General features: G+C 53.4%; 17 protein-coding genes. 11 read left to right on the top strand and 6 right to left on the bottom strand.

All coding sequences use genetic code 11. The features are described from left to right. The first annotated feature begins 76 nt into the window (after nucleotides 1-76). Nucleotides 77-2290 (top strand): S9 family peptidase, encoded by a 2214-nt coding sequence (locus OQ371_RS02805; RefSeq protein WP_265992242.1) that lies wholly within the window; start codon nucleotides 77-79, stop codon nucleotides 2288-2290. On the opposite strand, the gene OQ371_RS02810 is transcribed toward OQ371_RS02805, so the two are convergent. From OQ371_RS02810 to OQ371_RS02820, 3 genes are all read right to left on the bottom strand, one after another. Beyond that, nucleotides 2291-2737: a PepSY-like domain-containing protein gene (locus OQ371_RS02810; protein ID WP_265992243.1), complete on the bottom strand. Its 447-nt coding sequence runs from the start codon at nucleotides 2735-2737 to the stop codon at nucleotides 2291-2293. It lies immediately after the preceding gene. A gap of 97 nt (nucleotides 2738-2834) precedes the next feature. Continuing rightward, on the bottom strand, nucleotides 2835-3581 hold the full coding sequence (locus OQ371_RS02815) for a LytR/AlgR family response regulator transcription factor (RefSeq protein ID WP_265992244.1): 747 nt from the start codon (nucleotides 3579-3581) through the stop codon (nucleotides 2835-2837). Between the two features lie 33 nt (nucleotides 3582-3614). After that, a complete protein-coding gene (locus OQ371_RS02820; protein ID WP_265992245.1) occupies nucleotides 3615-4802 on the bottom strand; it encodes a sensor histidine kinase in 1188 nt (395 codons plus the stop codon). Nucleotides 4803-5065: 263 nt separating this feature from the next. Here OQ371_RS02820 and OQ371_RS02825 point away from each other — a divergent pair, with 263 nt between their 5' ends. From OQ371_RS02825 to OQ371_RS02865, 9 genes are all read left to right on the top strand, one after another. Beyond that, nucleotides 5066-5401, top strand: a complete 336-nt coding sequence (locus OQ371_RS02825) for a hypothetical protein (protein WP_265992246.1) — start codon at nucleotides 5066-5068, stop codon at nucleotides 5399-5401. 208 nt (nucleotides 5402-5609) lie between these two features. After that, nucleotides 5610-6926 (top strand): NCS2 family permease, encoded by a 1317-nt coding sequence (locus OQ371_RS02830; RefSeq protein ID WP_265992247.1) that lies wholly within the window; start codon nucleotides 5610-5612, stop codon nucleotides 6924-6926. Between the two features lie 34 nt (nucleotides 6927-6960). Next, nucleotides 6961-7803, top strand: coding sequence for a 5'-methylthioadenosine/adenosylhomocysteine nucleosidase (locus tag OQ371_RS02835; protein ID WP_265992248.1), 843 nt, complete (start codon nucleotides 6961-6963; stop codon nucleotides 7801-7803). Between the two features lie 27 nt (nucleotides 7804-7830). Next, entirely contained in the window at nucleotides 7831-9384 is a 1554-nt protein-coding gene (locus tag OQ371_RS02840; RefSeq protein ID WP_265992249.1) for a neutral/alkaline non-lysosomal ceramidase N-terminal domain-containing protein, read from the top strand. A 17-nt stretch (nucleotides 9385-9401) separates the two neighbouring features. Next, on the top strand, nucleotides 9402-10082 hold the full coding sequence (locus OQ371_RS02845) for a response regulator transcription factor (RefSeq protein WP_265992250.1): 681 nt from the start codon (nucleotides 9402-9404) through the stop codon (nucleotides 10080-10082). Nucleotides 10083-10085: 3 nt separating this feature from the next. Continuing rightward, entirely contained in the window at nucleotides 10086-11462 is a 1377-nt protein-coding gene (locus tag OQ371_RS02850) for a sensor histidine kinase (protein WP_265992251.1), read from the top strand. Between the two features lie 115 nt (nucleotides 11463-11577). Next, on the top strand, nucleotides 11578-11892 hold the full coding sequence (locus tag OQ371_RS02855; protein ID WP_265992252.1) for a hypothetical protein: 315 nt from the start codon (nucleotides 11578-11580) through the stop codon (nucleotides 11890-11892). 169 nt (nucleotides 11893-12061) lie between these two features. After that, entirely contained in the window at nucleotides 12062-13699 is a 1638-nt protein-coding gene (locus tag OQ371_RS02860; protein ID WP_265992253.1) for a SulP family inorganic anion transporter, read from the top strand. Nucleotides 13700-13888: 189 nt separating this feature from the next. Continuing rightward, nucleotides 13889-14950, top strand: coding sequence for a DNA topoisomerase IB (locus OQ371_RS02865; RefSeq protein WP_265992254.1), 1062 nt, complete (start codon nucleotides 13889-13891; stop codon nucleotides 14948-14950). A gap of 13 nt (nucleotides 14951-14963) precedes the next feature. Here OQ371_RS02865 and OQ371_RS02870 read toward each other — a convergent pair whose 3' ends face one another. From OQ371_RS02870 to OQ371_RS02880, 3 genes are all read right to left on the bottom strand, one after another. Further along, nucleotides 14964-15659, bottom strand: coding sequence for a DUF421 domain-containing protein (locus OQ371_RS02870; protein WP_265992255.1), 696 nt, complete (start codon nucleotides 15657-15659; stop codon nucleotides 14964-14966). 18 nt (nucleotides 15660-15677) lie between these two features. After that, nucleotides 15678-15875, bottom strand: coding sequence for a DUF2188 domain-containing protein (locus OQ371_RS02875; RefSeq protein WP_265992256.1), 198 nt, complete (start codon nucleotides 15873-15875; stop codon nucleotides 15678-15680). 83 nt (nucleotides 15876-15958) lie between these two features. Further along, nucleotides 15959-17332 (bottom strand): TolC family protein, encoded by a 1374-nt coding sequence (locus tag OQ371_RS02880; RefSeq protein ID WP_265992257.1) that lies wholly within the window; start codon nucleotides 17330-17332, stop codon nucleotides 15959-15961. 141 nt (nucleotides 17333-17473) lie between these two features. Between OQ371_RS02880 and OQ371_RS02885 the strand changes: the two genes are divergently transcribed. Then, nucleotides 17474-19111: an amidohydrolase gene (locus OQ371_RS02885; protein ID WP_265992258.1), complete on the top strand. Its 1638-nt coding sequence runs from the start codon at nucleotides 17474-17476 to the stop codon at nucleotides 19109-19111. Nucleotides 19112-19113: the final 2 nt, after the last annotated feature.

A 19113-nucleotide genomic window follows, 5' to 3' on the forward strand; every position in this document is an offset into this window, starting at 1 on the left:
CGACCGGGTCAAGACACGGTTGCGTCCAATTTTTCGTTATTTTTGAAAACACTTCATACGCCAAGAACCTGCTTTTATGCTTCGTAACTATTCTTTATACGGGTTAGTTTTTCTGCTTTTTGTTCACATCCCGGGATTTCCCCAGCAAAAACAACGCTTCCAGAACTTGCAACAGGCGCTGGCCGCAACGGGGCGGTTAGCGGGCTCGCAGGGGCCCGCCAGCGTCAACTGGATTGATGGCGGTACCCGGTTTTCGTTTACTGAAAAAGGCGTCATCAAATCATTTTCGCCCAAAGACGGGCGGGAGGAAGTGGTTTTCGATGGCAGCAAACTGACCCTTCCCGGCACCGATAAGCCGTTTGCCTACGAATCTTTTCAGTGGTCGAAAGATTCTAAAAACCTGTTTTTCCAGACCAATTTCCGACCGGTCTGGCGTCGGTCGGGCATTTCGGATTATTACGTGTACTCGGTTACCGATAAAAGTCTGAAACTGGTTGCCAAAGATGCCCAGACCGCCGAACTGTCGCCCGACGGCAAAAAAGTTGGTTACGAGCGGGATGGGAACCTGTTCGTCTTTGACTTTGCCAGCCAGAAAGAAACGCAACTCACCAACGATGCCGCTCCGTACTTCTACAACGGACGGTTTGGCTGGGCTTACGAAGAGGAATTTGGGCTGGCCCAAGCCTGGGAATGGTCGCCCGACAGCAAATTTATTGCGTACTGGCAGATCGACGAGCGCCAGGTGCCCATCTACGCCATGACCGACTACAAAGGCTTTGACGAAAATTTTGTTAAACTCCCCTACCCGCGCGTCGGCGACAACAACCCCACCGCCCGCATCGGCGTGGTTGAACTGGCCAATAACAAAGCCCAGTGGATGAAGGTGGACCTGGGCGACGGCTACATTCCGCGGATTTACTGGACCTCGCAGGAAGGCCAGCTGGCCGTGGTGCACCTGAACCGCAAACAAAATCACCTGCGGCTGTTTCTGACCAACGCCCGTACCGGCGAAGCGAAGCAGATCATGGAGGAGAAAAACAACGCCTGGATTGACGTGTTCGATTTCTTCGCCGGCATCATGCACTACTTCTACTTTCCGGCCGATTCGCGGGAGTTTTTCTGGGTTTCGGAGCGCGACGGATTTGCCCACATTTACCGCTACGACTACACCGGCAAGCTGCTGAATCAGGTCACCAAAGGCAACTGGGAAGTGGTTTTCGTCTATAACGTCGATGCCAAAAACAAAAAGATTTATTACACCTCCACCCAACAGTCTCCGCTGGACCGGCAGTTATACGTGGTTGATTTCGACGGCAAAAACACCCGTAAACTGACCCAGGCGGCTGGTCGGCATAAAATCGATTTTGCGCCCAACGGCCAGTATTACATCGACAATTATTCGAACACAACCACGCCCACGCGCGTCGAACTCTGGGACACCAAGGGCAAACTGCTCAAGACGCTGGAAGCCAACACCAGCGTTACGGAGTTTCTGAACAATTACGTCTACAGCCCCAAGGAACTCACCCGCTTTACCACGTCTGACGGCCAGAAAATCGACATTTCGATCATCAAACCGCTGGATTTCGACGCGACTAAAAAATATCCGGTGGTGCTGGATATTTACGGCGGACCCGGTGCGCAGTCGGTTTACAACGATTTCAGTTTTACGGGTTGGCACCAGTTCCTGGCGCAGCAGGGTTACGTGGTCGTCAGCGTTAACAACCGGGGTAGCGGGGGCTACGGCTACCAGTTTGAGAAAATCGTTTACGAAAAACTAGGGTTATACGAAAGCCGCGACTTTGCCGAAACCGCCAAGTATTTAGCAACTCAATCGTGGGTGGATGGGGGCCGGATTGCGATTCGCGGCCACAGCTACGGCGGTTACATGAGCAGCTACACCATGCTGACCCATCCCGACGTTTTCAAAGTATCTCTGGTGGGCGCGCCCGTCACCGACTGGCGGTTGTACGACAGCATTTATACGGAACGGTATATGGGCCTGTTGCCCGAAAATGACGCCAAATATCAGAAGAGCGCGGTATCGCCCAACGCTAAAAACCTGCAGGGCAAGATGTTTATCGCCCACTCAACGATGGACGAAAACGTGCACATCCGGAACACCATGCAGTTGATGAACGCGCTGGAAGACGCCGGTAAAGACGCCGACCTGCGCATTTATCCTCCCGGAGCCCACGGTGTTGCCTACAACAGCACAAGCTCACTTTTGCTTTATCAGCAGTACACCGATTGCCTGGAAAAGTACCTGAAAAACGGCACGGCTAACTAGTTAGTCGTCCACCCGCCGAAAATCGCCGTTTGGGTCGAACCTCAAATCAAGACCGTTTGCCAATTCAACGCTGTACCGGTCGCGGTCGTCTTCGTCTTTCTCCCAACTGACTACGGTTTGTTGGGAGAAATTCGTTTGGAGGTAGGTCCGAATTTTTTCCGGGTTAATTACGGCGTCCGGAATGGCCTTGTTGTTACCGTCTACCTGAATGCATTCACCCGTGCGGGTAAAGTCCAGATCAAAACCGTTGCTTAAAATAACGTCGTAGCTGGTTTTCGACCCATCGCGGTCTCTGACAACCCGGCTGATGGTTTCCTGCGGAAAGTGCGTTGAGATAAAGCTCTGAGCGTTTTGCGGCAACGATTCCGGCGTTACGGCTTTCTCCTGATCGCAGGCCACACTGGCCCAACCCAGCAAACCGGTAACAATGATGATTGCTTTTTTCATGCGGATAGGGATTGATTGTAAGGTGTATTCCCTACCATAACACCCAAGTTACCCTCCTCCCCTACGCAGCCCCTTTTTTCTTTTCGCACCCGGACGGTCAGACTTCCATTTTCAGGGCCTTACCGACGTCTTTCTGGTGCAAACGGCCAACCGGCAGTTCCTGACCGGCCACCTCGATGTGGTTGGGCGACCAGGCCGAAATCTTGTCAATGGCGACGATAAACGAGCGGTGAATCCGGAGAAAATCCCGGTGCGGCAGCATGGACTCCACCGAGCTGATGGCCTGTTTGACAACCAGCGGTTTGGCGGTGTTGGTGATGATCTTGATGTAATCTTTCAGGCTTTCAACGTAGAGAATGTCTTTCGTGTAAACCTTCACCATTTTCCGGTCGGCCCGGAAATACAGGAACGCGTCGCGCTCGGAGGGCACCAGTTCTTTTTCTACCAGTGGCTGCTCCGGCTCGGTCGGCAGGTGCGGACCGGCCTGGGAATCAAGACGCATGACCTTGGCAACCGCCCGCAAAAACCGTTCGAACGGAATGGGTTTCAGCAGGTAATCAACCACGTCGAGATCAAACCCGTCGAGGGCATATTCGCGGTACGCCGTTGTAAAAATAACTTTGGGCGGGTTTCGCAGACTCCGCAGGAAATCCGTGCCCGTCAGCTTCGGCATCTTAATATCCAGAAACATCAGGTCGACCGGCGTGGACTGAAGCAAACTGAAAGCCTGAACGGCATTGTGGCATTTTCCGACAATTTCCAGTCCATCGATCATTTCGATGTACGATTCGATGATTTCCAGCGCGTGGGGTTCGTCATCGACGAGTAGACAACGTAAATTCATTTTATCGCACGTATTTGTTGTTGTTTATTCTTTTTACGCCGGCAGTTCGGCCAGCGGGGCCGGATGCCGTTTGGCTACTGGCGAAACCTCGGGCAACCGCAGGGCCAGATCGACCAGAAACGTCTCTTCTTCCGGTTGAATCTGCAACTCGTACTGCTGGGGATACAGCAGTTCCAGCCGCTTGCGGACGTTCTGCAAACCGATGCCCCCAACGGATGCGGCCCCGGCCGACTGGGATTTGAGGGTTTCCGCGTCAGCATCCCGGCTATTGACCAGTTTAAACGTCAGGACATTGTCCTCAACCGCTAAATCCAGAAAAATCCAGGCCTGCTCCAGTTGCTCGCTCGTTCCGTGTTTGAAAGCGTTTTCCAGAAACGGAATCAGCAGCAGGGGCGCAATCTGCTTGCTCTGCAAATCGCCGTGAAAATTCATCGAAACCTCCAGCCGCGCCCCGTAACGCAGTTGCTCCAGACCAATGTAATTTTTCAGGAAAGTGATTTCCTTTTCCAGCGGCACTTCTGACGCGTTGCAGTCGTAGAGCATGTAACTCAGCAACTGCGACAGTTTCATCACCACCGCCGGTGACTGTTCCGACTTCCGCAGCGTCAGCGCGTAGAGGTTGTTCAAGGTGTTAAACAGAAAATGGGGGTGAATCTGCGACTTCAGCAGTTGCAGCTCCGCCTGAAACTTCTCCTTTTCGATTTGCCGGAAAGCCTGTTCCTTCAGATACCAGATTTTGACCAGTTTGATGGCCGCTACAAAACCTGCCACGGTAATGCCGCCCCGCAAGCCGGCCATCAGCAAGTAACTCAGGCCACCACCCCGCGCCCGGGCCGTTCCCAGCCAGGTGTGCAGCGGAGTCACAATCCAGGTCGAAAGAGCGGCCGAGGTACAGGCACTCAGAAACGAAAAAAAGATGACGCCGATCACCATCTTCCAATACTGCCCCTTGTTCAGATACCGGGGAAACAAGATGTAGGTGATTCCGTAAGCCAGTACCATGTGAGCGGGCATAAAAACAACGGAGCTTACCCCCGACGCCAGAAAGCCCATAAAAAAAGCGGTCGTTTTCCCGTATCCGCGGTACAGGAAGTCCTGAATCGGAAAAACCCCGTACAATACCGTGAAATACAACCAGACGACGCCCCAGAAAAGACCGTGACGCGCCAGGCGGTACCGGGGCCGATTGGAAAAGATGAAGTTGCTGTCCGACAGTTGCATACGATGGCCGAATGGGTGATCGAATTTAGACAAACGACACCAAACCCGCTACGAAACCAACGAATTGTAGACGAACGGCAAGGAATCGTCGCCAAATGACTCTTTTTGGCGTTCCGGATACGCTCGTCGCCGGTTGCCTGCTGTATTGACGTCAAACCTCGTCACCGGGCGAAAATGCGGGCAACGAGTAGCCAGCCGCCTTACTTTTGACCGTCAATAACGACAGACAACAAATACTGATGATCCGCTCCGGCGATACAACCATGAAAACTTACTCATTCATCCGATTGGCGCTTGTTGCCACCTCTCTGCTGCTATCGGCCGCTACGTTCGGGCAAAACCCTTCTACCAACGCCCCCCGCGAGGGGTTCTGGGTTGTTGAATCGCAACCCAAAAAGCCGTGTACAGCATACTTTTATACCAATGACAATCAGCTCATTTACCAGGAAGCTCTGGCAAAAAAGCAGCTCAACATCAAACGCGCCACCACCCGGCAACGGCTGAATGCCGTGCTCGAGCAGGCGCTGCGCCAATGGGCCTTGAACCAGCAAGCCGTTCCGGCCAACCAGCAATGGCTGGCAAGCGAATTTAAAAGGTAAACCCATGAAGCTTGGTACTTGAAACCTACGGCTCAGGCCGTCTGTAACCTGGCTTCCGGCTCCGATGATAATTTGGTTAAATTGGTTTAGGTCCCCCGGGCCGGTTGATCTGGCTCGGGGGCTTTTTGGGGAAATAATTGACGGAAACCCCGTTGGCGGTTGATCGGGAGTCTGGAATCCGTATTTTCGGACCTGAATCCATTTCCCGATGCAAACCAGCCTGTCTTCTCCTCCCGCCCGCACGGAAATCCTGGCGGGAATTTCCACGTTTCTGGCAACCATGTACATCATTGTGGTGAATCCTGCCATTCTGAGTCAGGCCGGATTACCGTTCAGTGGGGTGCTGACGGCCACGGTTTTGCTGTCGTTCGGCTGTAGCCTGCTGATGGGCCTGTACGCCCGCAACCCGCTGGTTGTTGCGCCCGGCATGGGCCTGAACGCGTTTTTTACCTTTACCGCCGTCAAAGGCATGGGCATACGGCCTGAAGTCGCCTTAGGAGCGGTGTTCTGGGCGGGCGTCCTGTTCCTGATTCTGTCGGTTTTCAACGTGCGTTCGGCCGTTGTCCGGATTATTCCCAGACCGTTGCGGTACGCCATTTCGGCGGGAATTGGCCTGTTTATTACCCTGATCGGTTTCGAGAATGCCCGGTTTATCGTGGCTAACCCGGCCACGCTCGTCAGCATTGCCAGCCTGAAAGACCCGGTTATTCTGACCTTCATTTTTGGGCTGCTGCTCACCTCCGTTCTTGTCGCACGAAATTTCCCGGGAGCCATCATCATCGGTATTGTTCTGACGACGCTGGCGGCCGTACCCATTGGCCGGTGGTGGGGCGATGCCTCGGCGGTCAATTTTGGGGCAAAAACGCTCGTTAATTTTCAGGGGATTCTGGCCGCGCCGGATTTCAGTTTAATAGGTCACCTCGATTTTGTCAACTCGCTGCAGTGGGCGCTCTGGCCGGTTATTTTTGCCTTCGTCTTTACGGACCTCTTCGACAGCCTGTCTACCTTTGTGGGTGTGGCCGAAGCGGCTAACCTGTACGATGAAGACGGTAATCCGCGTAACCTGAACCGCTCGCTGACGGTAGACGCCGTCGCCACCGCCGTCGCGGGTCTGCTCGGTACCAGTCCGGGTACCTCCTACGTCGAATCGGCGGTTGGTATTGCTCAGGGCGGACGCACGGGTCTGACGGCCATTGTCGCCGGAGCTTTGTTTCTGCCGTTCCTGTTTTTGTCGCCCCTGCTGTCGGTTGTTCCGGCAATTGCCACGGCCCCGGCGCTGGTGCTGGTCGGCGCCTTCATGATGAAACCCGTTACCCGCATCAACTGGGATCAACTGGACGAGGCCTTACCGGCTTTTCTGGCCCTGGTTCTGATTCCGTTTAGCTACTCCATTACGCAGGGCATCATCTGGGGTTTTCTGACTTGGACGGTGGTTAAACTGGCGCTCGGCAAAACCCACGAGGTACCGGCTGGCCTGCTGATCGTGGACGCCTTCTGCGTTCTGGCCCTATTTTCCGGTCATTAAATCCGGACCGGGTCCTTTTTTATCGTAAAATTCAATGACAATGCAACCTGACAACGTACCATTAAAACGCTTCTTATTTTCCCTTATTCTCCTTTTCAGTGTCGTTTCTACGAATGCCCAGCACTACAAGCCCCAGCCCATTACGGCCCTGCTCGGCGCTTTTGACGAGGAGGTAAAACTCGTTCAGCAGTCGTTGGAAAATCCGAAAACGCACACGCTCAACGGCATCCGGTTCATGACCGGCCAGATCAACGGCCATGAGGTGGTGGTGGCGGAAACGGGTATCGGCAAAGTGAATGCCGCCATGACAACGGCTTTCGTACTCGCCCACTTCAAACCCCAATGGGTTTTGTTCACCGGCATTGCGGGTGGTGTGAATCCCGACCTCCAGCCCGGCGACATCGTTATTGCCCGGCAAACGGCGCATCACGATTACCGCTCCATTACGTTTGAACAGCAGCCAACCAACCAGACCCGCAACGCCATCACGAAAGAAATGAACCCGGCGTATTTCTCCGCCGATTCGGTCATGATGAAAACGGCGCAGGAAGCGGCCAAAACCGTTTCTTTCGAAAGCATTCCGCTGACCTCACGCCCGCCGACCGTTGTGGTGGGTACCGTCGTAACGGGTGATCAGTTTATTTCGTCCGAAGAGAAAGTGGCTAGCCTCTGGTCGGAATTTCGGGCCGACGCGACCGAAATGGAAGGGGCCGCCGTTGCGCAGGTTTGCTACCAGCAGCAGGTGCCCTGCCTGGTTATCCGGAGCCTGAGCGACAAGGCCAATTCCAACGCCCGCCAGGATATGCTGACGTTTTTCCGGATAGCCGCCCGAAATTCGGCCAACCTGGTTATGGCGATTGTTGGAAAGTTACGCTAATATGCGCTCACCAAAACCCTGATCATCGTGCGCAAGGTCCTGCTCGGCATCCTGTCTGTTATTGGCCTTCTGCTCCTGCTGCTGGCAGGCTACGGCTATCACAACAGCCGTGACCGACACCCCGGCTACGCGCTCGACCTCAGCATTCGGCCACCGGCCCAGCCCCAGGACCTGAAAGCCGGATTTGCCGCCCTGAAAATCACGCCCCACCTCCCCGACCGCTGGACTGATCAGAACGGGAATGCGGCATACCAACCCGACGAGGGGGACACTTACACCGATGGCAATCATAACGGACGGTTTGACGCCTATTGGATGGCGGGCTTTGACCAAAAACGGGCAGCAAACGGTGTCCATGATGATCTTTGGGCACGGGCCACGGTCATCGACGACGGCAAAACGCGGCTGGCCCTTGTTGCCGTGGACTTGCTCGGTTTTATGCATAAAAACGTGATCAACGTTCGAAAAGCCCTGCCCGCCAGCGCGGGAGTCACGTACGCCATCGTCTGCAGCACGCACACGCACGAAGCGCCTGATTTCCTTGGCATGTGGGGAGGCAGCACCCTGAAAAGTGGAGTTAACAAATCTTACGAACTCTTTGTTGAACAACAGGTTACGCGGGCTATTATCCAGGCCGTGAAGAACCTTCGCCCGGCCCGGCTGCGGTTTGCACAGGACCTGACGGGTGCGGATTCGCTGCTCACGGACACCCGCCAACCGGTTGTGAAAGATCCCGGCCTGTATATGATGCAGGCGTTGGATGCCACGAAAGACAGTACCTTAGGAACGCTGGTCGTCTGGGGCAATCACCCCGAAACGCTATGGAATAAAAACACGCTGCTAACCTCCGATTTTCCGCATTACGTTCGGCATTATCTGGAAAAGGGCATCACGAAGGGCGACTCGGTGGTTCAGCAAGGGCTGGGCGGTACGGTGGTGTACGCTTCCGGCTGCATAGGCGGCCTGATGACGACTTCCCCCAAAGTCGTCATTCAGGACCCGTTGACGGGCGAGCGGTTTCAGGAGCCTACCTTTGCCAAAGCGGATGCACAGGGCAAACACCTGGCCATGCTGATTCATCGAGCTTTGGAGCAGGACACGACCACCTTCCGACGGGCGGGAATCAGCCTGCGGGCACAAACGGTGGAGATACCCCTGGACAACAAATTGTTTCAACTGGCTATTGGCCTCGGTGTTCTGGATGCAGGTTACAGCCGCTGGGGGAACTTAAGGACCGAAATTGCGGCTTTCCGCTTAGGAGAAGCAACGTTTCTGTGTGTGCCGGGCGAAGTATATCCCGAAATTGCCAACGGTGGAATTGAAAATCCGCCGGGTGCCGATTTCCGGATGAAGCCGTATGAGACCCCGCCCCTTCGGAGTTTAATGCGGGGAAAATACAAATTTATTCTGGGTCTGGCAAACGACGAGCTGGGGTATATTATCCCAAAAAGTGAATGGGATACCGAAGCTCCTTATACTTACAATTCGAAAGATAAACCGTACGGTGAAATCAACTCTACCGGACCGGAAACAGCCCCTCGGTTATACCGGGCGATGACGGAGTTGTTGCGTACGTTATAAACCGTAGTGTTAGTTTTATGCAGATTTTAATTGTAGAAGACGAGCAGGAAGTTGCCTCATTTATCAAGAGCGGCCTGGAGGATTACGGTTTCAGTGCAGACATCGCTAATGATGCCTTGCAGGCCCAGGTGCTGCTGGCGGGTAAGGAGTACACAACCGTTATTCTGGATGTAAATCTTCCGGTAATCAACGGTTTTGAGTTGTCTAAAATCATCCGGAGCCGCTACGAAGATGTGTCAATCCTGATGCTGACGGCCCTGAGCAGCACCGACAGTAAACTAAGTGGTTTTGACGCCGGAGCGGATGACTACTTAATTAAACCATTCGAGTTCAGGGAGTTAATTGCCCGGCTCCGCGCCCTCAACCGGCGACGCTCTTTGCCGTCGTCGGACACCGTACTAAAAATCGCGGACCTGGAATTCAATCAGGAAAGCAAAACCGTCAAACGGGGCAATCAGAAAATTCTGCTGACCGCCCGTGAGCTGGCCCTCCTGGAATTTTTTATGAAGAACCAGAACAAAGCCCTTTCCCGAAATGAAATTACCGAGAAAGTCTGGGATGTCAACTTTGATACGGGCACGAATGTCGTGGATGTTTACGTCAATTATCTTCGCAAAAAAATTGATAAAGACTTTTCGCCTAAATTGATTCATACCATCAGCGGCATTGGTTACATCATGCAGGCATCAGACGAATAACGGATGAAAATACGAGCCCGCATTTCGCTAACTTTCCTGATTACTGTTGCCGCCAACCTGGTGGTTTTTTCATTTGTTATTTATTTTATCTCGGAATATTTTCGGCAACGGGATTTTTATAACCGCCTGGTTGACAAAGCCAAAACGACGGCTTCCTTGCTCATTGAAGAGAACGAAATCAACTCGACTCTTCTGCAATTGATTGAGCGAAAAAACCTGACCTCGCTGCCCGAAGAACACATCATCATCTACAACCAGCAGAACAAAATCATGTACGCCAGCGCCGACACGGCGGGCGAAATGCCGGATCGGAACAACCTATTGGCCCGGGTTCGCGAGCGAAAACAACTCTATCTGCGCCGGAACAGACGAGAAATTGTCGGTATTGCCTATACCTATCAGAAGCAGGAGTACATTATTATTGCCTCGGCTTACGATGAATACGGCTTGATTGAAATGGCGCACCTGCGCAAGATTCTCGGGTTTGGGCTGGCGTTCAGCCTGGCGCTGGTTGGGGTGTCGGGCTGGGTTTTTGCCGGACGGTTTCTGCGCCCAATCTCCAACGTCATCCGGCAGGTGGACCAGATTAAAGTATCGAACCTCAACCAGCGGGTGGATGCCGGTGATAACAGCGACGAAATTGCTCAGCTGGCGCATACGTTCAACTCGATGCTCGACCGTGTGCAGGAAGCCTTCGAGGTGCAACGAAACTTCGTCGCCAACGCATCCCACGAACTTCGGACGCCACTCACCATCATCACCGGCCAGATTGAAGTTACCCTGATCAAACGAAGAACCGTTGAAGAACACGAAGCCAAGTGGAAGTCGGTGCTGGAGGTTATAAAACGGCTGAACCTGCTGGCTAATAACCTGCTCGAACTGGCACAGGTCAGTCTGGATGACACAGCGATGAAATTTAACGAGGTGTCACTCGACGAAGCCATTTACCAGGCAACCAAAATGCTGACCACCCGCCGACCGGATTACCACGTCATCTTTTCCTTCGAAAAAGCAACCGAAGCCATGCAGTCGTCGCTGACGGTTCAGGGCAGTCCCTCCCTGTTGATTTCGGCGTTTGTCAACCTGATGGAAAACGGCTGTAAATTTTCCGCCAACAACCGGGTGGAAGTAATTATGGGCGCTGACGATCAGTGGGTTACCATTCAGTTTAAAGACCAAGGAATCGGTATTGACGAAGCCGATATCAAGTACATTTATGAACCGTTTTTCCGGGCCGAAAACGCCAAACGAATTCACGGTTACGGCATTGGCTTACCCCTGACCTACCGCATCATTCAGCTCCACCGCGGTCAGATCAGCGTTTCTTCCCGAATCAATGAAGGAACCAATTTTTTATTGAAATTCCCCAAAAAGCTCTAATCGATTTCTAATCGGATTATAATCATCCTCTCATGAACTTCTAATAGACTCTTAATTAAGCCCTTGCACGTATACCTTACTTTTGTAATAGTCACACCAATGAATATTCTGAATTATGGCAACGAGCACGAATTCCAAAAGAAGAAGCAACGAGTTGCTCAATTGGGGCATCGTCTGGGGCTTGATTTTCTTCGCCATCGGGCTGGACATTTACATTAACTACAACGAACACAAGCAAGATAAGGAGACGTACCGCTCCCAATACGAGGCCAAAGCGTTTGAAGCAGACTCCCTGCGCGCCGTGAAAAGCCAACTCGAACGCGAGTTGTTTGAAATAAAAACCCTACGCAATACCGAAGCCAGCAGTTCTCTGTCCGGCTCTGCCCAAACGGATAAAACAACTCTGGTTGCGTCCGGAACTTCAAACTGACCCTAACTTAACTTTTCAATCCGGCAAAACCATTCTTACCCGAAACCGTCTAGCCGGAAACCCGTTTTGGACTCTTAACTGACCCAGGTTAACCGACAGCGGCATTAGAGCGACTGTCTCATCACAGGCCGGTCAAAACCTGTACTAAAACCGGGAAACAACCACATCAATGAATTACGCAAAAACAACTCATAGGAGCGCCCGGACTCTTGACTTCAGCAATGCTGTCGGCGACCTTCGCGGTGGGGCAGTATCCTTTCTGGTGGCAGTCCCGCTGTGTCTGGGTATTGCTTTGGCGTCCGGAGCCCCCCTCTTCTCGGGGATTATTGCCGGAATTGTCGGCGGGTTAGTCGTGGGTATATTCAGCCGGTCGGCGCTGAGTATCTCCGGGCCGGAAGCCGGTCTGATTGTGGTCACGCTGGCGGCTATCGAATCCCTCGGCTCATTCCCTGCGTTTCTGCTGGCAACCTGTCTGGCCGGCCTGATTCAGATTGGACTGGGTTACCTGCGGGCGGGCATCATCAGTAATTTCTTTCCGTCTTCGGTGATCAAAGGAATGCTCGCCGGTATCGGTATTATTCTGATCATCAAGCAAATTCCTCACCTGGTGGGCTACGACGCCGATTCGGCGGAAGAAATATCCCTGTTTCAACCCGAAGGTTTCAACATCCTCAGCCAGTTCCGGATGGCGCTCGAGCAACTCAACGGAGTAGCGATCCTGATTGCGGCCCTTTCGATAACGATTCTGCTGTTGTGGGAACGCCCGATTTTCAAGCAGAACGCATTGCTGAAAAATATTCCGGCGGCTTTGGTCGTCGTTGTGCTCGGCATTAGCATCAACGGCTTGTTCGGGATCATGGCTCCCCAATTGGCCCTGAGGGACAATCACCTGGTTCAGTTGCCAGTGGCCGATAGCTTGAGCGGCTTTTTCGGTCTGTTCACCATGCCCGATTTCGACCAGTGGAACAATCCGCAGGTTTACGCATCGGCCCTCTCCATTGCTCTGGTTGCCAGCCTGGAAGCGTTGCTGGCCATCGAAGCGTCGGACCAACTGGACCCGCTCAAGCGCAAAACACCCACCAACGCGGAATTAAAAGCCCAAGGCATTGGTAATCTGGCCAGCGGGCTGATCGGCGGTATTCCGCTGACGTCCGTAATTGTCCGGAGCTCGGTGAGTATCAACGCCGGGGCGCGGACCAAACTGGCGGCTCTGATCCACGGAACCCTGTTGCTGGTGTGCGTCATTGCGCTGCCAACGGTCTTGAACCAGATTCCCTGGGCGGCCCTGGCTTCCATTCTGCTCATTACGGGGTACAAACTGTCCCGGATTAGCATCTTCAAAGAACTGTTCAACGAGGGCATCGATAAATTTATTCCGTTTGTGGTTACGATTGCGGCCATCCTGCTAACGGATCTGTTAACCGGTATTGCTATCGGTATGCTGGTGGCGCTCTTTTTCATCCTGCGGGAAAATTACCGAAATGCCCACCGTATCCATGTTTTCCAGAATGGAGAAAAAGAGCACATCCGCATTAGCATGGGCGATTACGTGTCGTTTCTCAGCAAAGCCAGCATGGTGAAGCTTCTGACGTCGATTCCCGACAACGCAGTGGTGGAAATCGACAGCAGCCAGTCGTCGTACATCGACAGTGACGTCATGAACACGATCTATAATTTCAAAGAAACGGCCCAAAAGCGAAACATTCAGCTGGTCTTTTTACGCGAACCAACCGCAGACCGCGACCCCATTCCTGAATCTATTGTAGCCAAACGCAATAAATACCTGCGTGAGATCGAGAAAATGTAAATGTAATAAGTATTCTTTGTGTGACAAATGTCGATGAGACTGAGCGGCTTCCGCTCAGTCTCATTTTTTTCTGCACGACCCGTACTCTACCAAAACGGTACAACCTGCGCTCCCCAATATTAAATATCCTTCCGGCGGTTTAACCATTTGCCCACCTAGCAAGTTAATGGTAGACTTGAATCGAATCGCATGAATCTCGCAACACTGGCCCAGGACCCCGTAAAAGCCGCTAGGGCCGTCAAATTAGTCTATGTGAATGACTCCGCTCCTGGCATCCAGCGAAAACGAGCAGGGGATCATTTTAAGTATCAGGACTCAAAAGGTGACGAAATCGACGACGAAGAAACCCTCGATCGCATCAAAAAGCTGGCCCTGCCCCCCGCCTGGGAAAACGTCTGGATTTGTTCCAAGCACAACGGACACCTTCAGGCCACCGGAATTGACGCCAAAGGAAGGAAACAATACCGCTACCACACCAACTGGAACGCCATTCGCAGCGAAACCAAATTTTTTCGGATGGTGGCCTTCGGGGAGCAGCTTCCGGCTCTTCGCGCCCGCATTGAGCACGATTTGAAAAGCCGGGATCTGACCAAGGAAAAAGCAATTGCCATTGCCCTCAGCGTGATGGAACAGACGCTGATCCGGATTGGTAACGCGTCGTACGAAAAAGAATACGGTCACTACGGCCTGACGACGCTGAAAGACAAACACGTTGACGTGGTTAAAACAGACATCCGGTTTCGATTCAAGGGGAAAAAGGGTGTCTACCACGACATCACGGTTCGCGACCGGCGGCTGGCCCGGCTGGTCAAAGCCTGCCGCGATATTCCGGGCAAAGAACTGTTTCAGTATTACGACGAAAACGGGGACCACCGCAGCATCGATTCCGGCATGGTGAACGAATACCTGCGGGAATGCACCGGCACGGAGTTTTCGGCCAAAGATTTTCGGACCTGGGCCGGAACCGTCAACGCCCTGCGGCTGCTGGCCGAACTGGAACCGTGCACAACGGATAAGGAAGCGAAGAAGAATATCAATACCGTATTAGAACAAGTGGCGCACCGGTTGGGCAACACCCGCACCGTCAGCCGGAAGTATTACGTCCATCCGCAGGTGCTCGAAGCCTACGAGTGCCAGGATTTGAACCCGTACTTCAAGCGCAAAAACCAGTTTCGCCAGACCTCCAAATACGGACTCGACTCGATTGAAAAGCTGTTGCTGAAGTTCTTGAAAGACAAGGTGAAAGCATGAACGGTTTCAGAGCTTACTTCTCCGCCCGTACCCACTCATGATGATCGCAGCGCTGGCAGGTTTCCACCGGTTGCTGCCCGTACTCGACAACCTGCCCGCACTTGCAGCAGGCATAGTGTCCGGCTTCCGAAAGGTTTTCGATGGGATTTTTTAACTTGTGGGGAAAAATTGGCAGGCCGATTCTTACCTGATCGGGTTCAAATTGAAAAACGCTGACTTCACCGTTGCGCTCCAGAATCGCCGTTTCTACCTGACCGAGTTGCTTGATGCCCGCCAGACGAAGTTCGGCAAAAAGCTCGTCCAGCCCCAGGTCTTCATCGTTAAAGTTCTGCACCAGAATACACCCGTTCTGAATGACGTAAACCGGCTGGCCTTCCAGGGCTTCCCGAACGGTTTTGTTTTTGTCGGACAGCCGGGTAAAAATCTTGTAGCAGGTCATCATGACCACAAAAACCACCACAGCCGTCAGCAGGGGCACGTCGTCGTAGAACATGGGATCACCCGCAGCCGACCCCAACCCGATAACCAGAACCAACTCAAAAACCGAGAGTTGCTTAACTTCCCGTTTTCCCGAAACTTTCAGCGCAAGCAGCAGGATCAGAAACATCACGACCGTTCGCAGCGCCACCTCTCCCAGGTAGCCTACCGGAAAGTCGTGAAGAAACATGCGTTGCCAATCGAAGGGCTGAATGGGCTCTTCCTTGTTCATGAATAGCGTTTTAAGGGATCAGGCAGCTTTATTTTTCCGTATTTTCATGTTCCGGTTTGTCGCCCACTCCTCCGCACGGGCGGTCGCAATGGGAATCGCCCGCTCCTCCGCCATTCCTTCGTTCAATAAAGCATTTGCGATTTCAATCGCTTTATTCCGCACCGGCGCCATAAAATTTTTCAGCGACACCGGGTAATTGTCTTTCGTCCAGGGCATGACACAGCTAAGAGTTAAGAGCGATGAGTCAAGAGTTTGCTTTCTACTTCTTAACTCATCATTCTTAACTCTTAACTCCTAACTCATTTCGTTTGTTGCAGAATCTGGCTACTGAGCCGGAGGAGTTCAATTTCGGCGATCTTGGCATTGTATTCGGCGTCGATCAGTCGGGTTTCAGCGGCAACGGCATTGCGCTGCACATCGCGAAACTCAACGGGCGTGGAGTTGCCGACCCGGTACCGTTCGAAGGCAATTTCTACGTTCTGATTGGCAATTTTGAAACTTTCCACTTCCAGATTCACCAGAATGAGGTTGTTACGGTATTGCGAATAGGTTTGTTCGAGGGCCTGCTGGAGCTGCAGCCGTTGGTCAGCCTCCTGATACTCCGTAATGAGCGCGTTGGTCTGGGCGTTGGCGATCAGCCGGCGCTGGTTAAAACCGGTAAAAATAGGAACGCTGGCCTGAACGCCGTACACCAGCGCGTCGTTGCGGGCGCTCCGTACGCCAAAACCGCCCTGGTTGTTGATGGCCGTAAAGTTGTAGCCACCCAGGAGATTGACAACGGGCAAACGCGCCGAACGGGCCAGCCGAACATTCAGGTCGGCTACCCGACGGTTCAACGACGCGGCAATCAACTGCGGGTTGTTGGTTCCCAGCGACTGCCGAAGCTGATCGAGCGAAATATCCGTCCGAACAATAATTGTATCCCGAACGGCAAACTCCGTGGCCGGGTCCCGAATCAGAAGTGTGTTCAGGAATATCTTGGAATTGCGCACGTTTTGCTGCTGTGTCACCAGGGCGGAACTGTCGGCGTTGTAGTCAACCTGCGCGGTCAGAAAATCCGCCCGCGACCGCGTGCCTACTTCAAAATTGGTGCGGGCCAGTTCGAGCCGTTCGCGCGAGATGTCGAGTGCCTGCCGCAGCGATACCAGTTGCTGCAACTGCCGGATTACGTCGTAGTAAGCCGTGGCAACATCGGCCACCGTGGTTTCAATGCTGGCGCGGGTGTTGGCTTCGCTGACCTTGACCACTTCTCCCAGCCGGTCGTAGGCGATGAAGTTTCCAAACCCGTTAAAGATCGTCCAGTTGACGGCTACCCCCACCTGCGTATTTCGGTTGGTAATGCCATACAGGTTTTGTGGGGGACGCAGGCCGTCCAGAAACTCCTGACGCAGATTTTGCAGGTTGTTGTTGTTCGTCAGGTTCCCCGTCACAAACGGGAAGAAAGAAGCTTTAGCCGTTTTAAAATCTGTCCGGGCAATCTGCTCCTGCGACTTAAAAATTCGAATCTGGTAGCTCTTGTCGAGTGCGGCAGAAATGGCTTCCTGGAGCGTCAGCGCAGGCCCTTCCTGCGTAATGACCGAGTTTCGGCGGAGTCGGGGCGCAAGCGATTGCGTTGGCTGAGCCCAGGTGGTTAAAAACGAAATGCAAAGGCTTAGGGATAGAAGAAAGCGCATTCTGGTATTATTTTCGGGTAATAAGCCATCAAAATTAAAAGATATTCTGTCATTCTTAGTATCCCCGAATTAGATTTGGGCCGAATCTTTCCGGTTGCGCCATTTCTATACCGCCTTTTTAAGCCGATAACATATAAACGCATGCTATACCGCTACCTTGTTTTGGGCTCATTCCTTTTCTTTCTGGCGGCCTGTTCGTCGAAAAAGAACGCTGACCTGATTGTGCATCATGCCGTGGTCTACACTGCCGATTCGGCTTCGAATACAGCGCAGGCATTTGCGGTGAAAGACGGAAAGTTTCTGGCGGTGGGTTCCTCCGAAACCATCCTGAACGGATACACGGCCGACAGCGTCATTGATTTGGGCGGTCAACCCGTCTATCCCGGCTTTTACGATCCGCACGCCCATTTTCTAGGGTTAGGGCAGGTTCTTGATCAGGCCGATCTGGTCGGTACGGCTTCGTTCGATGAAGTCATTCAGCGGCTCAAAGTGTTTCAGGCTAAAAACCCCACTGCGATCTGGCTCGTTGGCCGGGGTTGGGACCAGAACGACTGGCCGGACAAACAATTCCCGACCAAGGAAAAACTGGATGCGGCCTTTCCCAACATTCCGGTTTGCCTCACCCGGGTCGACGGTCACGCAGTGATGATCAACTCCAAAGCGCTCCGGCTGGCGGGCGTCACCAGGAACACCCAAATACCCGGTGGCGAAATTCTTCTGGCCGCTGGTGAACCGACGGGCGTGCTGATCGATAATGCGATGGGGATGGTTCGGCGGGTTATTCCGCAGCCCGACGCCAAAGACAAGGAACGGATGCTGCTGGCGGCCCAACGGGTTTGCCTCTCGCTGGGTTTGACAACGGTTTCCGACGCCGGGCTCGACCGAAAAGACATTGAGCTGGTCGAGCAACTGCACAAGGAAAATAAACTGAAAATCCGTGATTACGTAATGGTAAGCCTTGGCGAGCCGAATCTGGAGTATTACCTCAAGCGCGGTCCTTTTCAGACCGATCGCCTAACGGTGCGTTCGTTTAAGCTGTACGCCGATGGGGCGCTGGGCTCGCGCGGAGCCTGCCTGCGGAAACCGTACAGCGACCGGCCCGAAACCGGCGGCTTTTTGCTGCTCAGCCCAAAAGAACTCAAACGGGCGCTGACCCTGCTGGCCCAGAGTGAGTTTCAGGCCAATACCCACTGCATCGGCGACTCGGCCAACCACCTCATTCTGGACCTGTACGGTAAACTGCTGCAGAAGCCAAACGGACGGCGGTGGCGGATTGAACACGCGCAGGTGGTTTCGCCGGACGACTTCTGGAAATTCAACCGGTATTCGGTTATTCCGTCCGTGCAGCCCACCCACGCGACCTCAGACATGTACTGGGCCGCCGACCGCCTGGGACCAATTCGGGTCAAAGGAGCTTACGCCTTCAAAGATTTGATGAAGCAGAACGGTTTGATCGCGTTCGGCAGTGACTTTCCGGTCGAAGCGCCCAATCCGCTCTACGGCTTCCATGCCGCCGTGGCCCGGGTTGATGCCAAAGGATTTCCGGCGGGCGGGTTTCAAATGGAAAATGCCGTTGATCGGGCCGCTGCCCTGAAAGCCATGACGAGTTGGGCCGCCTACGCCAACTTCGAAGACCACCTGCGCGGCAGCATCGAACCCGGCAAACAGGCCGACTTTGTCGTTCTGCAACAGGACATCATGAAAATACCAGCGCCTGAAATCCGCGGGGCGACGGTGCTGCAGACGTGGGTTGGTGGCGAAAAAGTATTCCAGAAATAGCG

Origin of the sequence: Larkinella insperata (assembly GCF_026248825.1) — a bacterium.
Taxonomy (GTDB): domain Bacteria; phylum Bacteroidota; class Bacteroidia; order Cytophagales; family Spirosomataceae; genus Larkinella; species Larkinella insperata.